The sequence below is a fragment of the Mycobacterium sp. E3339 genome (assembly GCF_001666915.1).
GTDB lineage: Bacteria > Actinomycetota > Actinomycetes > Mycobacteriales > Mycobacteriaceae > Mycobacterium.
This window is the reverse complement of sequence record NZ_LZIZ01000183.1, coordinates 1-23,895: the sequence shown is the minus strand read 5'-3', so window position 1 is coordinate 23,895 and position 23,895 is coordinate 1. Positions and strand designations below refer to the sequence as shown.

19 protein-coding genes are annotated in these 23,895 nt (G+C 68.0%); 3 read left to right on the top strand and 16 right to left on the bottom strand.

All coding sequences use genetic code 11. The features are described 5' to 3' along the window. Positions 1-50 precede the first annotated feature (50 nt). From A5702_RS25800 to A5702_RS16710, 4 genes are all read right to left on the bottom strand, one after another. Positions 51-314: a hypothetical protein gene (locus tag A5702_RS25800; RefSeq protein WP_082956094.1), complete on the bottom strand. Its 264-nt coding sequence runs from the start codon at positions 312-314 to the stop codon at positions 51-53. Between the two features lie 11 nt (positions 315-325). After that, positions 326-2,977, bottom strand: coding sequence for a hypothetical protein (locus tag A5702_RS16720; RefSeq protein WP_068222038.1), 2,652 nt, complete (start codon positions 2,975-2,977; stop codon positions 326-328). A gap of 89 nt (positions 2,978-3,066) precedes the next feature. After that, entirely contained in the window at positions 3,067-5,322 is a 2,256-nt protein-coding gene (locus A5702_RS16715) for an alpha/beta hydrolase-fold protein (protein WP_068222037.1), read from the bottom strand. Between the two features lie 35 nt (positions 5,323-5,357). Next, on the bottom strand, positions 5,358-6,485 hold the full coding sequence (locus A5702_RS16710; protein WP_068222035.1) for a Xaa-Pro peptidase family protein: 1,128 nt from the start codon (positions 6,483-6,485) through the stop codon (positions 5,358-5,360). Positions 6,486-6,587: 102 nt separating this feature from the next. On the opposite strand from A5702_RS16710, the gene A5702_RS16705 reads away from it, so the two are divergent. Next, a complete protein-coding gene (locus A5702_RS16705) occupies positions 6,588-7,544 on the top strand; it encodes a 5'-3' exonuclease (protein ID WP_067815950.1) in 957 nt (318 codons plus the stop codon). Positions 7,545-7,548: 4 nt separating this feature from the next. Here A5702_RS16705 and A5702_RS16700 read toward each other — a convergent pair whose 3' ends face one another. From A5702_RS16700 to dop, 11 genes are all read right to left on the bottom strand, one after another. Continuing rightward, positions 7,549-8,307 carry a DUF4333 domain-containing protein gene (locus A5702_RS16700; RefSeq protein ID WP_067815892.1) on the bottom strand — a complete coding sequence of 253 codons (759 nt, stop codon included), beginning with the start codon at positions 8,305-8,307 and terminating at the stop codon, positions 7,549-7,551. An 80-nt stretch (positions 8,308-8,387) separates the two neighbouring features. Further along, positions 8,388-11,162: an RNA helicase gene (locus A5702_RS16695; protein ID WP_068222063.1), complete on the bottom strand. Its 2,775-nt coding sequence runs from the start codon at positions 11,160-11,162 to the stop codon at positions 8,388-8,390. 19 nt (positions 11,163-11,181) lie between these two features. Further along, positions 11,182-12,150 carry a twin-arginine translocase subunit TatC gene (gene tatC / locus A5702_RS16690; protein WP_156669657.1) on the bottom strand — a complete coding sequence of 323 codons (969 nt, stop codon included), beginning with the start codon at positions 12,148-12,150 and terminating at the stop codon, positions 11,182-11,184. Positions 12,151-12,194: 44 nt separating this feature from the next. Then, on the bottom strand, positions 12,195-12,449 hold the full coding sequence (gene tatA, locus A5702_RS16685; RefSeq protein WP_055399400.1) for a Sec-independent protein translocase subunit TatA: 255 nt from the start codon (positions 12,447-12,449) through the stop codon (positions 12,195-12,197). Positions 12,450-12,521: 72 nt separating this feature from the next. Next, positions 12,522-13,487: a YafY family protein gene (locus tag A5702_RS16680; RefSeq protein ID WP_068222032.1), complete on the bottom strand. Its 966-nt coding sequence runs from the start codon at positions 13,485-13,487 to the stop codon at positions 12,522-12,524. Between the two features lie 106 nt (positions 13,488-13,593). Next, positions 13,594-14,583 carry a YafY family protein gene (locus tag A5702_RS16675; protein ID WP_068222030.1) on the bottom strand — a complete coding sequence of 330 codons (990 nt, stop codon included), beginning with the start codon at positions 14,581-14,583 and terminating at the stop codon, positions 13,594-13,596. Positions 14,584-14,668: 85 nt separating this feature from the next. Further along, entirely contained in the window at positions 14,669-16,027 is a 1,359-nt protein-coding gene (gene pafA, locus A5702_RS16670; RefSeq protein ID WP_156349405.1) for a Pup--protein ligase, read from the bottom strand. Between the two features lie 234 nt (positions 16,028-16,261). Beyond that, positions 16,262-17,035, bottom strand: coding sequence for a proteasome subunit alpha (gene prcA, locus A5702_RS16665; protein ID WP_055399392.1), 774 nt, complete (start codon positions 17,033-17,035; stop codon positions 16,262-16,264). After that, positions 17,032-17,925, bottom strand: coding sequence for a proteasome subunit beta (gene prcB / locus A5702_RS16660; RefSeq protein WP_068222028.1), 894 nt, complete (start codon positions 17,923-17,925; stop codon positions 17,032-17,034). The genes prcA and prcB overlap by 4 nt, the downstream gene beginning before the upstream one ends. Then, positions 17,922-18,116, bottom strand: a complete 195-nt coding sequence (locus A5702_RS16655) for a ubiquitin-like protein Pup (protein WP_007170369.1) — start codon at positions 18,114-18,116, stop codon at positions 17,922-17,924. Before A5702_RS16655 ends, prcB begins: the two co-directional genes overlap by 4 nt. Before the next feature lie 117 nt (positions 18,117-18,233). Continuing rightward, positions 18,234-19,742: a pup deamidase/depupylase gene (gene dop / locus A5702_RS16650; protein ID WP_068222026.1), complete on the bottom strand. Its 1,509-nt coding sequence runs from the start codon at positions 19,740-19,742 to the stop codon at positions 18,234-18,236. A gap of 230 nt (positions 19,743-19,972) precedes the next feature. Between dop and A5702_RS16645 the strand changes: the two genes are divergently transcribed. Continuing rightward, positions 19,973-21,163 (top strand): hypothetical protein, encoded by a 1,191-nt coding sequence (locus A5702_RS16645; protein ID WP_082956093.1) that lies wholly within the window; start codon positions 19,973-19,975, stop codon positions 21,161-21,163. A gap of 9 nt (positions 21,164-21,172) precedes the next feature. Continuing rightward, positions 21,173-21,817, top strand: coding sequence for a hypothetical protein (locus A5702_RS16640; RefSeq protein ID WP_068222022.1), 645 nt, complete (start codon positions 21,173-21,175; stop codon positions 21,815-21,817). An 87-nt stretch (positions 21,818-21,904) separates the two neighbouring features. Here the strand turns inward: A5702_RS16640 and arc are convergent, their stop codons facing one another. Beyond that, entirely contained in the window at positions 21,905-23,734 is a 1,830-nt protein-coding gene (gene arc, locus A5702_RS16635; protein ID WP_067815957.1) for a proteasome ATPase, read from the bottom strand. Positions 23,735-23,895 lie beyond the last annotated feature (161 nt).

The window sequence follows — 23,895 nt, the reverse complement described above, 5'->3', positions numbered from 1 at the left end:
ATCCGCGTCGGCTTGCATCGCGTAAGTAGATTTCGCCTACACCCACATCACTAAACTGGAGTTCCTCGGTTACTGCCAGGCCTTTGCAGAAGTAAATCGTCGTGCTCTCGCTTACGACAAGATTCTATGAATTCGATTGCAGCGGCGCGGTCGTGTAGAAAATGCTCATACTGCTCAGGTGTAAGCTCGTAATATTCTTCATAGTCTACGAGCCCGTTGCTTACAGGAATCGACGCATAGTAGCGGCCTGACATCGATTCAATCCCGATGGAATATCGATCCTCTCGCGAGAAATATGTATCGTCAAATTTCATTGGTATCCCGTCTACTCGAAGATATCCGTCACAGTATAGTCGTCGGGCGGAATTCTCCCGCCGTCTATTACGGCCTCAGACGCCCCATCCGGCAGGATTCCCCCGGGTATCCACTGTTCATTCGCACCAGCCTCGTTGCCAGAAGGGATCCGTAGGTTGAACTCTTCGGGGTTAGCGATGTCGACTCGAACGATACCGTTTGAGTCAAGAAATCCCTCGGGAAGGCCAAGCTCTCTTTCCATGATTCGCGGATCATTTTTTGCTGCTTGAAGCATTGCATCAGCTTCATCCCTTGGCATTACGAAGGAAGTCCCGTCAAGCTGAGCGATGCCATATTTCTCGAGGGTGCTCTGCGGCATAAATCGCGTAGCGCCGTCGCTGAATTTCTGCAAGTGACTCTTGATATAGTCAGGCGACAGGTATTCGGAAGGGTCGGGACGACTGCCCTTCGGCATGGCGAGAATTTCATCTCGCTTCTCGGGACTGAGTGCCTCCGAATGCTCGCCGTCCCCGTTGACAGGGTTTCCCTCGTCATGGCCGTCCCGCCCACCCTCGTGCCCCGGCGACTTGCCATTCCGATCATCACCAGGCTTGCCGTCGTCAGGCCCGTCGGGTCGCCCGTCGTGCGGCGGCTTTCCATCAGGATGCCCGCCCGGATGGGTGCCGTCACCGGGCCCACCGACGCCGCCGCCAGGTGCGGGCAGCTCACTTGGGTGACCGTTCGGGGGCGCCAGATGCGGCGCGGCGGCCGACGGCGCGGCAGGCGAGGGCGCGGCAGACGGGGGCGCGCTCGGGGACGCCGCCGGCGCTGATTGCGGCGAGTGTGAAGCCATAGGCGCCGACTCGACGGGACTCCTTGCGGGCGAGAGCGGAAGCGGCGAATGCTCAACCCCCGCCGCCATCCGCTCGCCCGCCGCGATGGGCGCGGCCGCAGCGTGCGATGCGGCGACCGGGGCCGAGGCCGGCTCGCGTGGACCTCCGCCTGGCGTCGACTCGTGCGGACCACCAGCTGGTTCCGGCGCGGGACGATCGCCGATCCCCCGGGGTGGCTCCGGCGGCGTCGCACCCGTTTCAGCCGGTTCGTGAGGCGCGCCCGCCGTCGCACCACTCGGCCCCGGCGCCGACTCCACCGGCACCTCCGGCAACTTCCCTGGCGGCAGTCCCACCGCGCTGCCACCGGGGAGCGGATCGCCCGTGGGCAGGTCTTCCCCGAGCTTCTGGAGGCCTTTAGAAAGGTCGCCGCCGTTGGCCGCGACGTCAGCCAGTGCACTGCCGGCACCATCCAATTCGGTGGCCGCGCCGGCGGCGCCTTGCGCCACCCGCTCGCTGTCGGTAATTCCTTGGCTCGCTTCGACGCCACCGGCGGCACCTTCGGCTGCTTTCGACCCAGCCTTCACGGCGCCACCACCGACAAGCAGCGTCACGCCGTCGAAAATGCCTTCACCGACACCCACACCGGGCCTGCCGGAGGTCAAATCGTCCCAGTGGGTAAGGCTTGTCACGAGCCCCAGGTCGTTCTTCAGTGCGCCCTCGGGATCGAGAAGGGCATACGCCGGGATGGACTTCATTGCGCTTTGGTCAAGTGCTGACCAACTGGCCACGGCTCCGTTCAGATCGAAGACGAATCGGCTCGGATCGAGCTGATCTCCGACCTCCACCGTCCCCACAGCGCCCTTGAAGAAACCTGTTCCCGCATCGGCGGTGTAATCGAAGTCGTCGGCCACGAATTTGCCGACGGTTTCACCCAGGAATTCGACGAACTGACCGCGCATGTAGGTCTTCATCTCGCCGACCAAACCGTCGATGATCTGCATTCCGGTCTTGATGACATGTTCGCGGGCCTGCGCTTCCCGCTTCATGTTGTCCAGCACGGCGTTGATGTCCCGCACGATCTTTTCGAGCTCGTCGGCCGCATCGCCTTCGAAGATCAACACGATGTCATGGGCAAGATTGGTCAGAGCCCCAAGGCGACCCAACAAATCGCATATCTTGTGCTGGGCGTTCTCCACCTCGTGCGCGAATCCGTCCAAAGCTTCGGCCAACTCATGGCACCCAGCCGCCAACTTGTTCAACTCGCTGGCCAGTTTTGATAAGGCATGCTGCACCAACTCGGCTTCGGGAACCTGCTGTCCACCGATCACCGACTTCGGAGCGTTAAGCCCGTGCCCCGCCCCGCGGAGCGCGTCACGGAAGCCTCGCCAACATCCGGCGGCCGCGCGCATTCCGCCGCCGTTGCCGTTGGGCCAGACATCGTCAACCAACGCCTCTACGACTGCCCACAGCAGCGGCTGTGCTACCCCGGGGCCCACTGTCACAGGTCTAGACGGAGTCGGGAACTGCTGCGGTTGGCCGGGCGTGGGCAGCACGTGACCGCCGCCGCCCATGTTGGACGCCGCGTCGGCCCGCGAGTAGTTGGAGGCGCAAAGTTGCACTTTGGCCCCGACGTACCTGCACGCCGAGATGCCTGCCGCCGCCGCGTGCAGCAACGCCTCGGCCGCGGCCTGGTAGCCCAAACCGAACATCAAACCGGCAGCATCCTGGCCACTGTTGATACCGAAACCTGCGGTCAGCGGTCCCAATGCTGCCGCCAAGCCCTCGGCTATTGCGTCCACAGCGCTACCCGCGGCGTACATCGCCTCGGGGTCGACGGACAGCGGAGCCACGCGCGAAATTCTTGCCGAGACCGCGCGCAGGCGCTATTCACCCAATGCTGGCTTTGCCAAGCTAGCCGCGGCCATAGAGCTGCCACAACTCATTCATCAACAGCCCGAGCAACTAGGGCGATCCGGTGCCGCCCGGCCGATACCGCGAGGGTCGGTTCAGCCGGCTCACCATCGAGTTGAATGCTGACCCCGCTAGGCAGGCCACTCAGCGTGATCCGCACTGCGGTATCGGTGGCGACCGCGATCGTCGACTTCGGCAACGCGGCCAATCCGGCGCGCTGGAGATCAACCGCGATTCCGGCGACGCCGGTGAGCCGCAGCGTGAGGTACGGCAGCGGAGACACGGGTGGGCCTGGCCGCCAGTCCAATTCGCTGTACACCCCTGGGGTTGGGTCGAAGTTCAGGAGGAATCCGCGATGATGCCGCACGGTGTGCGTCGGATCGGGGCGCGCATACGAGCGTGCGTCGACTTCCGCGATCGCCCCGCGCCGCGCCGTCACCCCCGGGTCCGCGGTCAGGCCCGACAACCACCACACCTGATGCGGCCCGATGCCCAGGTCGTCACGAACCAGTTGCGGATGCCACGCGAACGTGATGTGTCCCGGATCGACTTGCCGCAAGCCGGTTTCCATGTGCGCAATCGGGTCTTCGAACTTGTCCTGCAACACCCACGCGAGGTGATCCTCGAACGGATACACCGTAAAGCGGTGCCGGTAGCCCAGCCGGTCGAGTTCAAGCACCTGCTCGGCGGCCGACGCGAACGGCACCAGCTCGTCGACCATTCCGTGCGCGATGACGTAGGGCAGCCAGCGGGCGTTCACCAGTAGCTTCCATGTGTCGCCCTCGCGGGCACAGGGCGATTGCGGGTCGAGGTCGGCCGGGATGTCGATGTCGGGGAGCAGCCGTACCCCGCACGTCGGCGGACCTGCGAGCACGAGGGCTTGCGAAAACACTTGCGGGTAGGTCAATCCCAGCTTGTAGGCCGCATATCCGCCCATCGAGTAGCCCGAAATCACGGTGCGGTTGGGGTCGGTGCCCAGTTGCTCGGCGACGCGCGCCCACACTTCCCAGACGTCGAGCTCTCCGGTGTCGAAGTACCACGTCGACGGGCCCCGGGCCAGCGGCGTGACGACGACTGAGTTCCGGCCCTCGCACACTTGGTGCAGCAGGTGCGGGTCGATCGCGGCGAACTGGCTCTGCCCCAACGCGAGCGAGTGCAACAGCAGAGTCAACGGCAAGGGTTGGCCCGGCTTGAAACTCGAGGGCAGGCACACCGAATACGGCTGCACCCGACCGAGGAATTGCGGCTTGGTGCTCAAGATATCGTCGGCGGCCACACCCTGGCCCAGCTCGACCGAGGACACATACCACCGAGTCGACGGGCCGGTGATCACCGGCTCGGACTCGGTCTCGCCGGCCGCCAGCCGATCCCACTGCACCGTCACGGCGAACTTCGAGACGTCGCCGGCGGTCAAGGCGCCGGCCTGCGCGGCGTCCGACCAGAAGTTCAGGTGCGGCGGCTCTTGCTCGTTGGTGCGGAACGCCACGTTGTACACGTTCGGTTGCCCGGGCAGCGCGCCATGCTCGGCGGGCACGTCGGCGAACCCGTCGCCCGCCGCGTTCGAGAGCCCTGCTGCGAGCCGCACCGTCCACGTGCCGTGCGGCTCGAGCAGGGTCCGGGGCACTTGCGCCAGAAACGTTCGCGATTCCATGTCGACGCTGTGCTGCACTGGCGTCGTGGACCGGGTGGTCAGGTCGATCAGCGCGGCGCCATTGCCCGAAACCAGCAGGGCCATGTCGATGCCGGCCGAGCGCACCCCGGCCCCGGCGGGCCACTGCTCCGGCGCGGCGCGAGCGGGGTCGGTGTCGAGGGTGAACAGCGCGATGGGGACCGACGCGTCCAGCAGGGTGTTCCAGTCGACCCGCCACCAGGTGTCGGTGGCGGTGAGCCCGATCGCGACGCGGAAGATGTCGGCGCCGTTGCGGGCCGCCGGACCATCGGGATAGATGTAGGTGCCGCGCGGCGGCGCCTGCACTTTCAGATCACCGATCGGCAGGCCGGTCGCGCCGTGGTCGTCGTACAGGAAGTCGGTCCAAAACAGGGCACCGCCGGCCAGGCGGCCGGCGCCGCACGTGCGCGGAAAGTCTTCCCCGAACGGCCATCCCGACGGCACCGGTAGTCGCGGCTCTGGCCGCAGCGCCGCCGCTGGCGCCCCCTCGGGCATGCCGTCGACCACGACGAGCTCGGCCGGTGGTGCGGGTGCCGTCGCGGCCGGATGGACCAACGTGTCGGCGATGTGGCGTGCGATGCGGATCGGCAGGAGAGTCAAATCCAGAAGTGACATCAAGCCCCAACGTACGCGCCGGTGGGCCTCGACTGCTACGGCACGGGCACCACGATCAGGTCGTGCGGCCGGTTGTTGACCGGCAGCGCGCCGTCCTCGGTCACGACGACGATGTCCTCGATACGCGCGCCCCATTGGCCCGGGAAGTAGATGCCAGGCTCGATTGAGAAGGCCATGCCGGTGGCCAGCGGCAGGTCGTTGCCCGCGACGATGTAGGGCTCCTCGTGCACCGAGAGTCCGATGCCGTGTCCGGTGCGGTGTACGAAAACGTCCGCAAGCCCCGCCTTGGCCAGCACCCCGCGTGCGGCGGCGTCGACCTGCTCGGCGGTGACTCCGGGACGGACGGCGTCGACGGCCGCCCGCTGCGCCCGCTGTAACACGGAATACTGCTGCGCTACTTCGGGTTTCGGCTCGCCGATGCTGTAGGTGCGCGTCGAGTCGGAGTGATATCCGGGCTCGTAGGCGCCGCCGATATCGACGACGACGATGTCACCGACTTGCAGTTCGCGGTCCGAGTAGCCGTGGTGCGGGTCAGCGCCGTGCGGGCCGGAGCCGACGATGATGAACGCCACCTCCGAATGCCCTTCGGCCACAATCGCTTCCGCGATATCGGCAGCTACGTCGGCCTCGGTCCGCCCGGGAGCCAGAAACTCCGGCACTCGGGCGTGCACGCGGTCGATGGCCGCACCGGCCTTGCGCAGCGCATCGATCTCGCATTCCTCCTTGGCCATCCGCAGCCCGCGCATCACGTCGGTCGCCAGCACCGGCAGCGCGCCCAGCGCATCCGCGAGTGGCAGCAGGTGCAACGCGGGCATCGAGTCGGTGACGGCGGTCGCGGCCGGGCCGGCGCCGAACACCGCACCCACCAACCGGTAGGGGTCGTCGCCGTCCACCCAATCCCGCACCACCAGCCCCAATTCCGCGATGGCCGACCCCTTGAGCGAGGCCAGCTCCAGTCGCGGCACCACCACCGTCGGGTCTCCGGACGCGGGCAGCACCAGCGCGGTGAACCGCTCGAGCGTCTGGGCGCGCGACCCGACAAGGTAGCGCAAGTCGTACCCCGGGGTGATCACCAGCCCCGACAGCCCCGCCTCGGCGGTCGCGGCCGCCGCCGCCGCCAGCCGTCGGGCGTACACGCCCGCGTCGAACCGATGAGATTCCATGGCAGCCAGGCTAACCGGTCCGGCGAACGTCGACTTGACGCGCCGAATTGACTGAGCGGACGACAAGAAGTCGACGTTGGGCGACGTGAGACGATGACCGACATGCGATCGCCGCTACTGCTGCTCGACGGGGCCAGCATGTGGTTCCGGTCCTACTTCGGGGTGCCGTCGTCGATCACCGCCCCCGATGGCCGGCCCGTCAACGCCGTACGCGGATTCATCGATTCGATGGCGGTCGTGATCACCAAGCAACGCCCCAGCCGGCTGGTGGTCTGCCTGGACCTGGACTGGCGGCCGCAATTCCGGGTGGACCTCGTCCCGTCGTACAAGGCCCATCGGGTGGCGGAGGAAGAGCCCGAGGGCGAACCCGACGTCGAAGAGGTCCCCGACGACCTGACCCCGCAAATCGACATGATCATGGAACTGCTGGATGCCTTCGGCATCCCGACGGCGGGCGCCGAAGGGTTCGAGGCCGACGATGTGCTCGGCACGCTGGCCGCCCGCGAACGCCGCGACCCCGTGGTGGTGGTCAGCGGAGACCGCGACCTGCTGCAGGTCGTCGCCGACGACCCCGTCCCGGTCCGGGTGCTCTACCTGGGCCGCGGCCTGACCAAGGCCACCCTTTTCGGACCGGCGGAGGTCGCCGAACATTACGGCGTGCCGAAGCATCGGGCCGGACCGGCCTACGCCGAATTCGCCCTGATGCGGGGCGATCCGTCCGACGGCCTGCCGGGCGTGCCGGGCGTCGGGGAGAAGACGGCGGCGACCCTGCTGGCCCAGCACGGGTCGCTGGAAGAGATCCTGGCGGCCGCCCGCGACCCGAAATCGAAGATGGCCAAGGGCCTGCGCTCGAAACTGCTGGGGGCGACCGACTACATCGAGGCCGCCGGGAAGGTGGTGCGGGTCGCCACCGACGCTCCCGTCAGCCTGTCGACCCCGACCGACGCGCTGCCGCTGGCGGCCGACGACCCGGGCCGCACCGCCAAGTTAGCGACCGAACTGGGCGTCGGGTCCTCGATAACCCGGCTGCAGAGAGCGCTCGACGCCCTGCCCGGGTGACCGGCTACTGCGGCCGGCCGACCTCGTAAGTGCCCTTATTGTCCTGGAAGGTCACCGTCACGTGCTTGGCGGCGCCGTCGATGCTGACGTCGCAGTCAAAAGTGGCGCCCTTCTTGACGGTGGGGTTCTGGCCGTGGTTGCACTTGACGTCTTTGACGTTCTTGGCGCCGTAGCCGTTCGTCTCGTCGGACAGGACTTGCTGGACACCGGCCTGCGCCTTATTAACGTCCAGCTTGGTGGTGACGAAGAACCCGGGCTGCCAGAAGCCGAGCACCAGCACGACCGCGATGAGCAGGAAGGCGATCGCCCCGCCCACGCCGGCGATCAGCCCTACCGAGCGCTTTTTCGCCGGTTGTTGGTCATACGGCGGGTACTGCTGCGGGTACTGGCCGGGCTGGCCGTACTGACCCGGCTGGCCATACTGCCCGGGCTGCCCGTACTGGCCCGGCTGCGCGTACTGACCCGGCTGGCCATACTGCCCCGGCTGGCCATACTGCCCCGGCTGACCGTACTGGCCCGGCTGCGCGTACTGCTGAGGCTGGCCGTAGCCGGGCTGCTGCGGGTATTGCTGCGGGTAGGCCTGTTCGGCCGGCTGCTGGTATTGCGGGTACTCGGCGGGCGGCGTGTACGCCGGAGCCTGCCAGGTGGCCTCCTGGCCCGGCTGCTGCTGCCACGGCGAACCGACCTGGGTCGGTTCGGAGGACTGATCGCTACCTTGGCCGGGCGGTTGCCACTGCTGGTCCGGTCCCTGCGGTCCGCTCATCGTCTCTCCTCAGCCCCTTATGTCTCGGCACGAACTATCGGCGTCGTGATTTGTTGGATCTACGGTAGCTTCGGCTCAGCCTACCCGGCGTCAACAGCGACGACGCCGCGCCGAACGTCATTGATCGCGCGCTTGGCGGTGGCCCTCAGCTCAGCGTCCGGGGCCGCGTTGCGGACCTGGTCCAACAGGTCGAGCACCTGGCGACACCAACGCACGAAATCGCCCGCCAACAGCGGCGAGCCGGTGCCCGCCGGGTCCACGGCTGCCAGGGCCGCCGCCAGGTCGCCGGATTTGGCCCAGCGGTAGATGACGTTGACGAAACCGTCGTCTGGCTCCCGACTGGGCGCGATCCGGTGCGTCTGCTCGTCGCCGCGCAGCGCGTACGACAGCCGAGCGGTTTGCTGCAGCGCCTGCCGCACGCGCTGGGTGGGCGCCTCGGCGGCGAACGCCGCCCGCGGGCCCTCACCTCCCCTGCTCTCGTAAAGCACCGCCGAGACCACCGCCGCCAACTCGGGTGGCTTCAGGTCCGCCCAGGCGCCCGTGCGCAGGCATTCGGCGACCAGGAGGTCGCTTTCGCTGTAGATGCGGGCGAGCAGGCGCCCGTCGTCGGTGACGCGGGGATCGGTGTCCGGGCCTCGGATGAAACCGCGCTCGGTGAGCAGCCCGACAATCCGGTCGAAGGTCCGCGCCAGCGAATTGGTCGCGGCGGCAACCTTTTTCTCCAACTGCGCGTTGTCGCGTTCGATCCGCAGGTACCGCTCGGCCTGCCGCACCTGGGCTTCGAGGCCGGGGCTGTTGTGCGACGGGTGCCGACGCAGCTCGTCGCGCAGCGACGCCAGTTCGGGGTTGTGAAATCCGTCGTCCTGGTCGCCGCGCCCGCCGCGGCGCCTGGCCGGAATCGCGAGCCCGGCGGCCACCGACCGCAACGCCGACGCCAGGTCTCGTCGGACCCGCGGCTGCCGGTGCTCGACCCGCTTGGGCAGCGGCATGGAACCGACCGGGGCCGACGCTCCCGGATAGTCGGCCGTCGAAATCCGCCCCGCCCAACGGTTTTCGGTAAGGACCAGCGGGCGCGGGTCCTCGCCGTCGCGGGCCGATTCCAGCACCACCGCCAGCCCGCCGCGCCGGCCGTGGGTGATGTTGATGATGTCGCCACGCCGCAGCGCGGCCAGCGCGTCGCTGGCCGCCTGGCGCCGCTGCAGCCGCGAGGCGCGGGACTGCGCGCGTTCCATCTCCGAGATGCGCGCCCGCAGCCGGGCGTAGTCGAGGATCGGCGCCTGCGGGCCGCCGAGCTCGCCGGCGATCTCGGCGAGCATCGCGTTGCCGCGTTCGATTCCGCGCACCAGGCCGACCACGGAGCGGTCGGCCTGGTACTGCGCGAACGACTGCTCCAGCAGCCGGTGCGCCTGCTCGGGACCCATCTGCTGCACCAGGTTGATCGTCATGTTGTACGACGGGGCGAACGAGCTGCGCAGCGGGAAGGTGCGGGTGGAGGCCAGGCCCGCCACCGCTACCGGCTCGGTGTTCTCGTCGGCGGGATTCCACAGCACCACCGCGTGGCCCTCGACGTCGATGCCGCGCCGCCCGGCGCGGCCGGTCAGCTGCGTGTACTCCCCCGGCGTCAGCGGCATGTGCTGCTCGCCGTTGAATTTGACCAGCCGCTCGAGCACCACCGTGCGGGCGGGCATGTTGATGCCGAGCGCCAGGGTCTCGGTGGCGAACACCGCCTTGACCAGGCCGGCGGTGAACAGCTCCTCGACGGTGTGCCGGAACACCGGCAACATCCCGGCGTGGTGGGCGGCCAGGCCGCGCAGCAGCCCCTCCCGCCACTCGTAGTAACCGAGCACCGCCAGGTCGGCGTCGGCGAGATCGCCGCACCGGTGCTCGATCACCTCGGCGATCTGCGCCCGCTCCTCCTCGGTGGTCAACCGCAGCGGCGAGCGCAGGCACTGCTGGACGGCGGCGTCGCAGCCGGCGCGGGAGAACACGAACGTGATCGCCGGCAGCAGCCCCTCGGAGTCCAGCGTCGCGATCACGTCCGCCCGCCCGGGTGGCCGGTAGAACCGCGGCCGGCCGGGCGCACCGCGTCCGCCGCGCCCACGCCGCGGCTGCCAGTCCGACATCCGGTCCGCCTCCCGGCGGTGCGCGATGTGGCGCACCAGGTCCGGGCTGACGCGTGACTCCTGGCCGGCGACCGGCTGCCCGCCGCCCTCCGAGCTGCGGTAGTCGAAGAGGTCGAACAGCCGCTTGCCCACCAATACGTGCTGCCACAACGGCACCGGCCGGTGCTCGTCGACCACCACGGTGGTATCGCCGCGCACCGTCTGGATCCAGCCGCCGAACTCCTCGGCGTTGCTCACCGTGGCCGACAGGCTGACCACCCGCACCTCGTCGGGCAGGTGCAGGATCACTTCCTCCCACACCGGGCCGCGCATCCGGTCGGCCAGGAAATGCACCTCGTCCATCACGACGTAGGAAAGTCCTTGCAGCGCAGGAGAATTGGCGTAGAGCATGTTGCGCAGCACCTCGGTGGTCATCACCACCACGGGGGCGTCGGCGTTCACCGACATGTCACCGGTCAGCAGGCCGATCCGGTCGCGACCGTAGCGCGCGGTCAGGTCGGTGTGCTTCTGATTGCTCAGCGCCTTGAGCGGCGTGGTGTAGAAGCACTTGCCGCCGGCGGCCAGCGCCAGGTGCACGGCGAATTCCCCCACCACCGTCTTGCCGGCGCCGGTCGGCGCGCAGACCAGCACGCCGTGGCCGCGTTCCAGCGCGGCGCACGCCCGCCGCTGGAAGCCGTCGAGCGCGAAGGGCAATTCGGCGGTGAACCGGGTCAGCTCGGCGAGCTCCGCCAGGTCCTGCGGCACCGAGGGCTCAGGTGACATCGTCGTGCTGGCCGGCGGTGAACGACGGCTCGGGGACCGACTCCTGTATCGGTGTGGGCGGCTCGATGGCCGATGCCTGGTCATCGGGAATCGCGGTTTGCGCTTCGCGCTTGGCCTTGCGCCGGTCGTGCAGGCGGGCGATCTGGATGGCGAACTCGAGGAGCACCGACAACGCCACGCCCAGGGCGGTCATCGAAAACGGGTCGGACCCCGGGGTGAAAACCGCGGCGAACACGAACATCCCGAAGATCAGGCCGCGCCGCCACGACTTCAGCCGCTCATAGGTGAGCACGCCGGTCATGTTGAGCATGACGATCAGCAGCGGAAATTCGAAGCTGACTCCGAACACCACCAACAGGTTGATCAAGAAGCCGAAGTACCGGTCCCCCGACAGCGCGGTCACCTGCACGTCGCTGCCCACGGTCAGCAGGAAACCCAGCGCCTTGGACAGCACGAAGTACGCCAGCACCGCGCCCGCGACGAACAGCACCGCCGCGGGGACCACGAACCCGACCGCGAAGCGGCGCTCCTTCTGGTACAGCCCCGGCGTGATGAACGCCCACAGCTCGTAGAACCACACCGGACAGGCCAGCACCACCCCGGCGGTCAACCCGACCTTGAGCCGCAACATGAACTGGTCGAACGGCGCCGTCGCCAGCAGCCGGCATTGACCGTCGGCGCTGATGCTCGCGCGCGCCGACTGCGGCAGCGAACAGTACGGATGGCGCAGCCACTCGCCCAGGCTCTCCAGGCCGAAGAGGGAATGCGAGTACCAGAAGAACCCGAAGATCGTGGTGACCAGGATGGCGGCCAGCGAGAGCAGCAACCGGGTGCGCAGTTCGGTCAGGTGATCGACGAGCGACATCGTCGCGTCGGGATTGGTTCGGCTGCGCCTGTTACGCGGGTTTAGGCGCTTCAGGACGCCGGCAGTGCGCGCAGAAACCTTGAAAACTTTCACGACGCTCGTTCAGTGGCGTTCGGGCACCGCGACGATGACGGCGGCTATGCCGGGCGTGCTTCGGTGTGCCCCTGCTCGGTGGCCGTCGGCGGCTCCACCCGCTGCGACTGAACGGGCTGAGGGGTCTCGATGGAAGGCGCTTCGGACTTGTTCTCGGTCTGCATTTCGCGCAGCTCGGACTTGAAGATGCGCATCGACTTGCCCAACGAACGTGCTGCATCGGGGAGCTTCTTGGCACCGAAAAGCAGGATCACCACCACGGCGAGGATGGCCCAGTGCCACGGACTAAGACTGCCCACTTTGATTACCTCCAGACGTCTACCCGATGCTACCGCAGCCCGGCGATACACCGGGCCGCCCGCGCCGTGGCCTCAGCGGGTAAGCGCCTGATAGGACTCGCACGCCGCGGCCGCGGCATCCCGGACACGTGTTGCCAGTGATTCCGGTTCAAGCACCCGCACGTCCGCCCCGAAGCCCAGCACCAGGCGGGTCATCCAGTCCTCGGAGGCGTAGGTCATCACCGCCTCGCAGGAACCGTCCGGCAACTCGTTGACCTCGCGCATCGGGTAGTACTCGAACATCCACGACGCCGACGGCGCGACGCGCAGCTTGGCCGACGGCAATGCCGGGTCGCCGTCGAAGAGCGAGGTGTCCGGCGGCGCGTGCACGGCCAGTTCGGGCGGGGCCGCCGGCTCGTCCAGCTCGGCGGCGTCGACGATCCGGTCGAAGCGGAACAGCCGCACCCCTTCGGCGTCGCGTGACCAGGCCTCCAGGTAGCTGTGGCCGCCGATCAGCAGCACCCGGATGGGGTCGACGATCCGGCTGGTCAGGGTGTCATGGGAAGCGGAGTAGTAGTCAATGGACAGCGCGTGTTTGTGCTGCACCGCCGTGCGCACCGCGGCCGCCGCGTGGCTCTCGACGGGCGCGGGCTCGTCGACGGCCGTCGCCGCGATGTCCTGCCCGACGGCGCCGGCGGCCGCCTCGATCTTGGCGATCGCACTGCGCGCCGCTTCGGGATCGACGACGCCGGGGATGTCGGCCAGCGCCCGCAGCGCCACCAGCAGCCCGGTGGCCTCGGGCGAGGTGAGCTTCAGGGGCCGGTCGATGCCGGCGGAGAAGGTCACCTCGATGGTGTCGCCGGCGAACTGGAAGTCGATCAGGTCGCCCGGGTAGTAGCCGGGCAGGCCGCACATCCACAGCTGGTTGAGGTCCTCCTCCAGTTGCTTGGCCGACACCCCGAGGTCGGCGGCCGCCTTGGACCGGGTGACCCGCGGGTTGGCCTGGAAGTACGGCACCATGTTGAGCAGCCGGATGAGGCGGGTGGACACGGGGGTCATGGGCGCCACTCTCCCCCGCAAGCGGGAGGTGCCCCCACCTCATCGCTCCGTCCCCCTCGCCGCTGCGCGGCTGGGGGTGCCCCCACTGCATCGTCGCCGGCGCGAGTCATGCCGAGACCCCCGCCTGGGCACGCAGCCGCGTGAGCACGTCGTCGCGCAGGGACTGTGGCTCGAGCACGACGGCGTCAGCCCCGTAGCCGGCGATCTCGCGCGCCAGCCCGTCGCTCGATTTGATGTCGAGGTCGATCACCTCGCCGTCGCGGCCGCCCAGCTGTCGCGCGCCGGCGGACGTCCCGGCCCGGCGCAGCGCGGTGGCCCGCCCGTCGGCGACCCACACCCGCGCATGTCCGCCGGTCGGGGTCTCGGCCACCGTCCGGGCCACAATCTGGCGCAGGTCCACGTCCTCGGGCACGACGACGGCCCCGGGCTGGCCGATCGGCGTGACCTCCGCGCCGATCCGCGACAGCCGGAACGTACGGGTGGCGCCGCGGTCGCGGTCGTGGCCCACCAGATACCAGCGGCCCTTCTCGGTGACCACGCCCCACGGCTCCACCGTGCGCATGCTGTACGGCTCGGCGCGCGACGGCCGGTGCGGGAACTGCACCGCCTGGCGAGAATCGATGGCCGACAACAGGATTCCAAGCACCTCCTCTGAACCGCGCAGCCCCGGCACGCCGGCCGGCGAGGCGATGGCCACCGGCGCGTCAGGGTCGACGTCCACCCCGGCGGCGCGCAGCTTGAGCAACGCGCCCTGGGTGGCGGTGATCAGTTCGGGCGATTCCCACAGTTGCGTCGCGACGGCGACCGCGGCCGCCTCGTCCGCAGTGAGCTCGACCGCGGGCAGCGAGTAGGCGTCCCGGTTGATGCGATACCCCTCGGCGGGGTCCATGGCCGACGCCCTGCCCACCTCCAGCGGGATCCCGAGATCGCGCAACTCGTTCTTGTCACGCTCGAACATGCGCGAGAACGCCTCGGCGCTGGGGCTATCCGAATAACCCGCCACGCTGGACCGGATCTTCTCCGCGCTGATGTAACCGCGGGTGGACAGCAGGGCGATGACGAGATTGACCAACCGCTCGACTTTGGAGGTCGCCATTCGCACCAGGTTATAACCGCCACGCGCCGCGCGCCTGCACCGGTCGGCGAGTCGAGCGCACGCGATATCACGTTCGCGGCTGCGGCTACATGCTGGCGATCAGCCGCTTGACCCGCTCGTCGACCGCCCGGAATGGGTCCTTGCACAGCACCGTCCGCTGGGCCTGGTCGTTGAGCTTGAGGTGCACCCAGTCGACGGTGAAGTCGCGGCCCGCGGCCTGGGCGGCGCTGATGAATTCGCCACGCAGCCGCGCGCGGGTGGTTTGTGGCGGGTGGTCGACCGCCTCCGCAATCTCCTCGTCGGTGGTGACGCGCGCCGCCAGGCCCTTGCGCTGCAGCAGGTCGAAGACGCCGCGCCCGCGTTTGATGTCGTGGTAGGCCAGGTCCAGCTGGGCGATCTTCGGGTCGGACAGCTCCATGTCGTAGCGGTCCTGGTAGCGCTGGAACAGCTTGCGCTTGATCACCCAGTCGATTTCGGTGTCCACCTTGGCGAAGTCCTGGCTCTCGACGGCGTCGAGCTGGCGACCCCACAGGTCGACGACCTGCTCGATCTGGGCGTTCGGCTCGCGGGTCTGCAGGTGTTCGACGGCGCGGCTGTAGTACTCGCGCTGGATGTCCAGGGCGCTGGCCTGACGCCCGCCCGCCAACCGCACCGGCCGCCTGCCGGTGATGTCGTGGCTGACCTCCCGGATGGCGCGGATGGGGTTGTCCAGCGAGAAGTCGCGGAAGGGAACGCCCGCCTCGATCATCTCCAGCACCAGCGCCGCGGTGCCCACCTTGAGCATCGTGGTGGTCTCGCACATGTTGGAGTCGCCCACGATCACGTGCAGCCGCCGGTACTTCTCGGCGTCGGCGTGCGGCTCGTCGCGGGTGTTGATGATGGGCCGGCTCCGGGTGGTGGCCGAGGAGACGCCCTCCCAGATGTGCTCGGCCCGTTGGGACAGGCAGAACGTCGCCGCCTTAGGGGTCTGCAGCACCTTGCCCGCCCCGCAGATGAGCTGGCGGGTGACCAGGAACGGCAGCAGCACGTCGGAGATCCGGGAGAACTCGCCGGCGCGCACGATCAGGTAGTTCTCATGGCAGCCATACGAGTTGCCGGCGGAGTCGGTGTTGTTCTTGAACAGGTAGATGTCGCCGCCGATGCCCTCGTCGGCGAGGCGCTGCTCCGCGTCGATCAGCAGGTCTTCGAGCACCCATTCGCCGGCCCGGTCGTGGGTGACCAGCTGCACCAGGCTGTCGCACTCGGCCGTCGCGTACTCGGGGTGGCTGCCCACGTCGAGATACAGGCGGGCGCCGTTGCGCAGGAAAACGTTGGAGCTGCGGCCCCACGACACCACCCGACGGAACAGGTAGCGAGCGACCTCGTCCGGAGACAGGCGGCGATGGCCGTGGAACGTGCAGGTGACACCGAACTCGGTCTCGATGCCCATGATTCGCCGCTGCACGTAATCGAGGGTACTGGTTGTCTGACCGCGAGGGTGCGGAAGCCGCGCCTACGGGTCCGCACGAGTTTTGGGCGACCGCCCGACGGGCCGCGCGGGCAGGGATCCGGCGCGACACCCGGACGGCTCACCAGCATCGTGGGCACCAGCGGCCCCAGAACCGCCACGTGCCGACCCGGTCTGCCCTGGGCGTTCAGCTGATAGCGAACGCGGGCCGGGGCGCGGTGCGGGCCCGATTCAGCCCGCGGAGTCGCCGTTGGAACCGGGCGTTTCGCCGTCGGATTCCGCCTGCTTCGAATCCCCCTCTTGCAACAGGCTTTCCAGGGTCGCCCGGTTGATCCGGCGGAACGCCCGCCGCGGCCGGTTGACGTCCAGAATGGCGACCTCCAGGCTGCCCACGTCAGGGGATGGCTGATCGCCGCCAGAACCCTCGGCGCTGCCGGCCCGCAGCGCCTTCACCGCGATCCGCGTCGCGTCACGCAGGTCGGCGTTCTCGGCGTAGGACTCCTTGAGCGCGGTGGTGATCGGCTCGGTGGTACCACCCATCACCACGAAATGGGGTTCGTCGGCTATCGAGCCGTCGTAGGTAATGCGATAGAGCTCAGGCGGTTTCGTCTCGCCGTAGTGCGCGACCTCGGCGACGCACAGCTCCACCTCGTAGGGCTTGGCCTGCTCGGTGAAGATGGTGCCCAGGGTCTGGGCGTAGACGTTGGCCAGCTGACGGCCCGTGACGTCGCGGCGGTCGTAGGCGTAACCGCGGGTGTCGGCGAACTGGATCCCGCCGCGGCGCAGGTTGTCGAACTCGTTAAACTTGCCCGCGGCCGCGAAACCCACGCGATCGTAGAGCTCGCTGATCTTCTGCAGGGAGCGCGACGGGTTCTCCGCGACAAAGAGCACACCACCGGCGTAGACCAGCGCCACCACGCTCTTGCCGCGCGCGATGCCCTTGCGGGCGAGCTCGCTGCGCTCGCGCATCGCCTGCTCGGGCGAGATGAAATAAGGAAAGCTCACTTCTCACCGCCGTCGGGGCCGAATGTGTCCGCGCGGGAACGACTTTCGATGACTTCGCGGGCCAGTTCGGCGATCCGGCTTTCGGGCACCTCGGCCGCCCCCTCGGCACCGATGGTGACCGCCGTCGGGTAGATGCCGCGAACCAAGTCGGGTCCGCCGGTGGCCGAGTCGTCATCGGCGGCGTCGTAGAGCGCCTCGACGGCCACCCGCACCGCGGAATCGGCATCGACGACCCGCGAGTAGAGCTTCTTCATGGACGACTTGGCGAAGATCGAGCCCGAGCCCACCGACTGGTAGCCCTCTTCTTCGATGTTCCAGCCGCCGGCGGCGTCGAACGAGACGATCCGGCCGGCGCCTTCGGGGTCGGGTGCGTCGATGTCGTAACCCGCCAGCAGCGGCAGGGCCACCAGGCCCTGCATCGCGGCGGCGAGGTTTCCGCGCACCATGATCGCCAGCCGGTTGACCTTTCCGGCGAAGGTGAGTGGCACGCCCTCGAGCTTTTCGTAGTGCTCCAGTTCCACCGCGTAGAGGCGGGCGAACTCGACGGCGATCGCGGCGGTGCCGGCGATGCCCGTGGCGGTGTAGTCATCGGTGACGTACACCTTCTTCACGTCGCGCCCGGCGATCATGTTGCCCTGGGTCGAGCGCCGGTCCCCCGCGATGACGACGCCGCCGGGATATTTCAGGGCAACGATCGTGGTGCCGTGCGGCAGTTGCGAGCCGGCCCCGGCGGAGTGCGCGCCGCCGCCCAGGCTCACCGGCAGCAGCTCCGGCGCCTGGCGGCGCAGGAAGTCGGCAAACGACGACAGGTCGACGGTGGGATTTCGGGAAAGGGCCGAGCCCGGAAGTGCTGAGTTTGTGGACAGGCGATCGGAGAAGGGCCAGGTCACTGTCCGCCCTTTTGGACGTATGCCCGGACGAAGTCTTCGGCGTTCTCTTCGAGGACGTCATCGATCTCGTCGAGCAGATCGTCGGTGTCCTCGGCTAGCTTCTCGCGGCGCTCCTGGCCCGCGGCCGTGCTGTCGGCGAAGTCGTCGTCGTCGCCACCACCACCGCCACGCTTGGTCTGCTCCTGAGCCATCGCCGGCCTCCTGCTTCATCTGAACTTGTTCAGCCGCTGCTTGCTTAGTAAGCCACGCTGCTCGCTGTTATCTCCCTACCCTACCGGTCAACCCCGACGTTCCCCGGCCTAACAGGCCTAGCTGGTGAGTTGTTCCACCAGTTCGGCGGCGCTGTCCACCGAGTCCAGCAGGGCCCCGACGTGCGCCTTGCTGCCCCGCAGCGGCTCGAGCGTCGGGATCCGGACCAGCGAATCACCGCCCAGGTCGAAGATCACGGAGTCCCAGCTGGCCGCGGCGATGTCGGCGCCGAACCGGCGCAGGCACTCACCGCGGAAGTAGGCCCGCGTATCGGTCGGCGGGTTGTCCACGGCGTCGAGCACCTGATGTTCGGTGACCAGGCGCTTCATCGAGCCGCGCGCGACCAGCCGGTTGTAGAGGCCCTTGTCCAGCCGGACATCGGAATACTGCAGGTCGACGAGGTGCAGCCGGGGGGCCGACCAGCTCAGGTTCTCCCGCTGCCGGAAGCCCTCGAGCAGGCGCAGCTTGGCGGGCCAGTCGAGCACCTCGGCGCATTCCATCGGGTCCCGCTCGAGTTGGTCGAGCACGTGCGCCCACGTCTGAACGATGTCGGCCGCGCGGGCGTCGGGGTCGCGGCTGTCGACCAGCTTCGCCACCCGGTCCAGGTAAATCCGTTGTAGCGCAAGGCCCGTCAATTCCCGGCCGTCGGCCAGGGCCACGGCGGTCCGCAACGACGGATCGCGGCTGATCGCGTGGACCGCGTGCACCGGCCGGGCCAGCACCAGGTCGCTCAGGTCGATCCCGTGTTCGGGGCCGACTTCGATCAGGTCCAGCACCAGCGCGGTGGTGCCCAATTTCAGGTAGGTCGACGTCTCGGCGAGGTTGGCGTCGCCGATGATGACGTGCAGCCGGCGGTATCGGTCGGCGTCGGCGTGCGGTTCGTCGCGGGTGTTGATGATGCCGCGCTTGAGGGTGGTCTCCAGCCCGACCTCGACCTCGATGTAGTCGGAGCGCTGGGACAGCTGGAAGCCGGGCTCGTCCCCGGAGGGGCCGATGCCGACCCGGCCCGAGCCGGTCACCACCTGCCGGGACACCAGAAAGGGGGTCAACCCCGCGATGATCGACGAAAACGGCGTCTGCCGCGACATCAGGTAGTTTTCGTGCGCGCCGTAGGAGGCGCCCTTGCCGTCGACGTTGTTCTTGTAGAGCTGCAGTTTGGCCGCCCCCGGCACGCTGGCGACATGCCTGGCGGCGGCCTCCATGACGCGCTCGCCGGCCTTGTCCCAGATCACCGCGTCCAGCGGGTCGGTGCATTCGGGCGCCGAATATTCGGGGTGGGCGTGGTCGACGTAGAGCCGGGCCCCGTTGGTCAAGATCATGTTGGCGGCGCCGACCTCGTCCGCGTCGACCACCGGCGGCGGCCCGGCCGAACGGCTCAGATCGAAACCGCGGGCGTCCCGCAGCGGGGACTCCACCTCGTAGTCCCAGCGGGTGCGTTTCGCGCGCTGGATGCCGGCGGCGGCGGCGTAGGCCAGGACCGCCTGAGTCGAGGTGAGGATCGGGTTGGCCGTCGGGTCCGACGGTGATGAAATGCCGTACTCGACCTCCGTCCCGATAATCCGTTGCATGACCTAAGCGTAGGCCCGCCGACGATGCGGCCCGCGCGGCGGGGCGAGGTGGGGGCACCGCCCCGCCGCGAAGCGGCGAGAGGGCAAGGCGGGCAGTCGGGGCTAGGCCCGCCGACGATGCGGCCCGCGCTGGGGGAACCGCCCAGGCGCGAAGCGGCGAGGGGGACGGGGCGAGGTGTGGCGGGCAAACGACCAGCGCGGGTGGGCCGCCCGCCGTAGGGTGAGCCGGCATGGAGCTAACTCTGCGCCGCACGCCGCGCCGCCGAGGTGCGGCCAGCGGTGCGGCTGAAAGCTGGTTCCTGCAGCGGGGTTTGCCGTCGGTGCTCACCCGCCGCGCTCGCTGGCGACGCCTCTGGCCACGTTCGGCGCCCATGCTGGCGGCATACGCGACGTTGCAGGCCTGCGTGCTGCCGGTATATCTGATCACCGGCGGCCATGACATCGAAATCACCGGAACGCCAACAACTTCCGAGCTGATCGTGCTGGTGATCGTCGGTCTCAGCCTCCCGCTGATGGTGCTGGTCGGCTGGCTGGTGTCCCGGTCACGAAGCGGGCGGACGCGGGCCGCTCTGGCGACGGCGTCGGTTCTGGTGGTCGCCGGCGTCGGGGTGGCGACGGGCGACGCCGCGCAACTGCCGCAGCAGGCGGCCGTGCTCCTCGTCGTGCTAATCCTGACCGGCTTCGGCATCGGCTCGGTGGTCGGTTGGGCGATGCGCATGATGCTGTCGCACTTCACCATGGTCGGCGCGCTGGCGGTTCGGGCGTTGCCGGTCGTGTTGCTGACCGCGTTGGTGTTCTTCAACACCTACGTCTGGCTGATGGCCGCGACGATCAGCGGGAACCGGCTGGGGCTGGCGATGGCGTTCCTGGTCTCCATCGCGGCGGCCTTCGTCGTCTCGGCCACCGTCGAGCGGGTCCGGCCGATGCTGAAGTCGACGGCGGCGCTGCCCGAGGAAAAGGAACACCTCGCCGGCACGCCTTTCGCGGGCTTGCCCGACGCCGGAGATTCCGCGCCGCTGAAGAAGACGGAACGCCTCAACGTGGTGTTCGTGCTGGCCGCCTCGCAGCTGGCGCAGATCCTGGTGGTGGCGGTGGTGACCGCCGCGATCTACCTGATCCTCGGCTTGATCGTGCTGAGCCCCGAACTGCTCAACGAATGGACCCACACCTACAAGAGCACCGCGACCGTGCTGGGATTCACGCTGCCGGTTCCGGATTCACTGGTGCACATGAGTCTTTTCCTCGGCGCGCTGACCTTCATGTACATCAGCGCCCGCGCGGCCGGCGACGCCGAGTACCGCAGCACCTTCCTGGACCCCCTGATCGAAGACCTGCACACCACCCTGGTCGCCCGCAACCGCTACCGCGGCGCCGTCGCGCTGACCGCGCGTGCTGTTGACGGCACCGGTGGCAGTGACTAATTTCACCGTGTGTCCGCCCCCGAATCCGACCGCGCCGTCGGTAAACACGCACTCGACCTGGCAGGAAAGCGCTACGGGGAGGTGCTGCTGGTCACCGCCGGCGAGGCCGGCCCGCAGGCCACGGTCTACAACAGCTTCCCGCTGAACGACTGCCCGGCCGACCTGTGGTCCGCGCTCGACCCGCACGCCATCGCCGCCGAAAACGGTGTGGCCGCAGCGCTGCTCAACGGCCCGCGGTACTGGCTGATGAACGCGATCGAGAAAGAGGCCCAGGGGCCACAGGTGACCAAGAACTTCGGCGGCATCGAGATGATTCAGCAGGCCACCGTCCTGTTGTCTTCGATGAATCCCGCGCCGTACATCCCGAACAAGGTCAATCGCCACACGGTCTTCGTCTTCAACGCCGGCGAACAGGTCTACGAGCTCATCGACCCGCAGGGACAGCACTGGGTGATGCAGACCTTCAGCCAGGTCGCCGACCCCAACCTGTCGCAAGCCGACCTACCGCGGCTCGCCGACCGACTCGACCTGCCGGCGGGGTGGACCTACCAGCCGCGAGTGCTCACCGAAGAGTTGCGCGTGGACACCAGGGCCCGGGCGGCCCAGGTGCTGCAGGACAACCTGACCAACAGCTACTCGCTGGTGACCGACTGACGGCCGAAGCCGTCGAAACTCAAACCACGCACATCCGCCTCGGCGTGTCGTGTGCGTGGTTTAAGTGTCGCGACGCGGCTTGAGCGCCTACAGGTACTGGCCGAGGTTGGACTCGGTGTCGATGGCCCGCGATGCGCTCGAGCTCTTGCCGGTGACCAGGGTGCGGATGTAGACGATCCGCTCGCCCTTCTTGCCCGAAATCCGCGCCCAGTCATCGGGGTTGGTGGTGTTGGGCAGGTCCTCGTTCTCGGCGAACTCGTCGACGATCGAGTCGAGCAGATGCTGGATGCGCAGACCCGGTTGCCCGGTCTCCAGCACCGACTTGATCGCGTTCTTCTTCGCGCGGTCGACGACGTTCTGGATCATCGCCCCGGAGTTGAAGTCCTTGAAGTACATGACTTCCTTGTCACCGTTGGCGTAGGTGACCTCCAGGAACCGGTTGTCGTCGATCTCGGCGTACATCCGCTCGACGACCTTCTCGATCATCGCCCGGATGCAGGCCGACCGGTCGCCTCCGAACTCGGCGAGGTCATCGGCGTGCACCGGCAGCGACTCGACCAGGTACTTCGAGAAGATGTCTTGCGCCGCTTCGGCATCCGGCCGTTCGATCTTGATCTTCACGTCCAGACGGCCGGGCCGCAGGATCGCCGGGTCGATCATGTCCTCACGGTTGGAGGCGCCGATCACGATGACGTTCTCCAGCCCCTCGACGCCGTCGATCTCGCTGAGTAGCTGCGGGACGACCGTGGTCTCGACGTCCGAGGAGACACCCGTGCCGCGGGTGCGGAAGATCGAGTCCATCTCGTCGAAGAACACGATCACCGGCGTTCCTTCGGACGCCTTTTCGCGCGCCCGCTGGAAGATCAGCCGGATGTGCCGCTCGGTCTCGCCGACGAACTTGTTCAGCAGTTCGGGGCCTTTGATGTTGAGGAAGTAGGACTTCGCCTCGCGCGCGTCGTCGCCGCGCACCTCGGCCATCTTCTTGGCCAGCGAGTTCGCCACCGCCTTGGCGATCAACGTCTTCCCGCAGCCGGGCGGGCCGTACAGCAACACACCCTTGGGCGGGCGCAGCGCGTACTCCCGGTACAGCTCCTTGTGCAGGAAGGGCAGCTCCACGGCGTCGCGGATCTGCTCGATCTGGCGAGTCAGGCCACCGATGTCGGAGTAGCTGACGTCGGGCACCTCCTCGAGCACCAGATCCTCGACCTCGGCCTTGGGAATTCGCTCGAACGCGTAGCCGGCCTTGGTGTCGACCAGCAGAGAATCGCCAGGCCGCAACTTGCGCGGCCTGGTGTCGTCATTGAGAGCGTCGGGGTGACCCTCCGGCAGGTCCTCAGCCACCAGTGGCTCCGCGAGCCAGACGATGCGTTCCTCGTCGGCGTGACCGACGACCAGCGCCCGATGTCCATCCGCAAGCAGTTCGCGCAACGTCGAGATCTCGCCGACGGATTCGAACGTGCCGGCCTCGACAACGGTCAGCGCCTCGTTGAGACGAACCGTCTGACCCTTACGCAGCGACGACGCGTCGATGTTGGGCGAGCAGGTCAAGCGCATCTTGCGACCCGAGGTGAACACGTCGACCGTGTCATCCTCGTGCGCGGCCAGCAAGACGCCATAGCCACTCGGCGGCTGCCCGAGCCGGTCGACTTCCTCCCGCAACGCGAGCAGTTGCTGGCGCGCCTCTTTGAGCGTCTCCATCAACTTCGAGTTGCGGGCCGCAAGCGAGTCGATACGGGCTTCGAGCTGATGCACGTCGCGCGCGGAGCGGGCGCTACCCTGCGCCCCGGCCGCATGCTCTAGTTGCTCGCGCAGCAACGCTGCCTCGCGGCGTAGTTCCTCTAATTCGGCAGCATCGCCGCTGGACATACCTGACTCGCGGGGGGTACCGAATGATTCAGAACGCTCTGAGCCACCCATGTTGCGCTCCTTTCCCACACCGAATTGGCGCGGTGGATACCTTCAAAGCTACCGGCGATTGACCAATGATGTGGTGAGTCAAATACCCACGAAAAGTTAAGATTTTTGTCTCGCTGGTAATCTCGGCCACTAATCTCGCTGATCGAAAGGGCCGCCGTGAC

Bases quoted from the DNA above. Each gene is read 5' to 3' on its own strand.
- A5702_RS25800 (WP_082956094.1), bottom strand. From the start codon at position 314: ATGAAATTTGACGATACATATTTCTCGCGAGAGGATCGATATTCCATC.
- A5702_RS16715 (WP_068222037.1), bottom strand. From the start codon at position 5,322: ATGTCACTTCTGGATTTGACTCTCCTGCCGATCCGCATCGCACGCCAC.
- A5702_RS16710 (WP_068222035.1), bottom strand. From the start codon at position 6,485: ATGGAATCTCATCGGTTCGACGCGGGCGTGTACGCCCGACGGCTGGCG.
- A5702_RS16705 (WP_067815950.1), top strand. From the start codon at position 6,588: ATGCGATCGCCGCTACTGCTGCTCGACGGGGCCAGCATGTGGTTCCGG.
- A5702_RS16700 (WP_067815892.1), bottom strand. From the start codon at position 8,307: ATGAGCGGACCGCAGGGACCGGACCAGCAGTGGCAACCGCCCGGCCAA.
- A5702_RS16680 (WP_068222032.1), bottom strand. From the start codon at position 13,487: ATGACCCCCGTGTCCACCCGCCTCATCCGGCTGCTCAACATGGTGCCG.
- A5702_RS16675 (WP_068222030.1), bottom strand. From the start codon at position 14,583: ATGGCGACCTCCAAAGTCGAGCGGTTGGTCAATCTCGTCATCGCCCTG.
- A5702_RS16655 (WP_007170369.1), bottom strand. From the start codon at position 18,116: ATGGCTCAGGAGCAGACCAAGCGTGGCGGTGGTGGTGGCGACGACGAC.
- dop (WP_068222026.1), bottom strand. From the start codon at position 19,742: ATGCAACGGATTATCGGGACGGAGGTCGAGTACGGCATTTCATCACCG.
- A5702_RS16645 (WP_082956093.1), top strand. From the start codon at position 19,973: ATGGAGCTAACTCTGCGCCGCACGCCGCGCCGCCGAGGTGCGGCCAGC.
- arc (WP_067815957.1), bottom strand. From the start codon at position 23,734: ATGGGTGGCTCAGAGCGTTCTGAATCATTCGGTACCCCCCGCGAGTCA.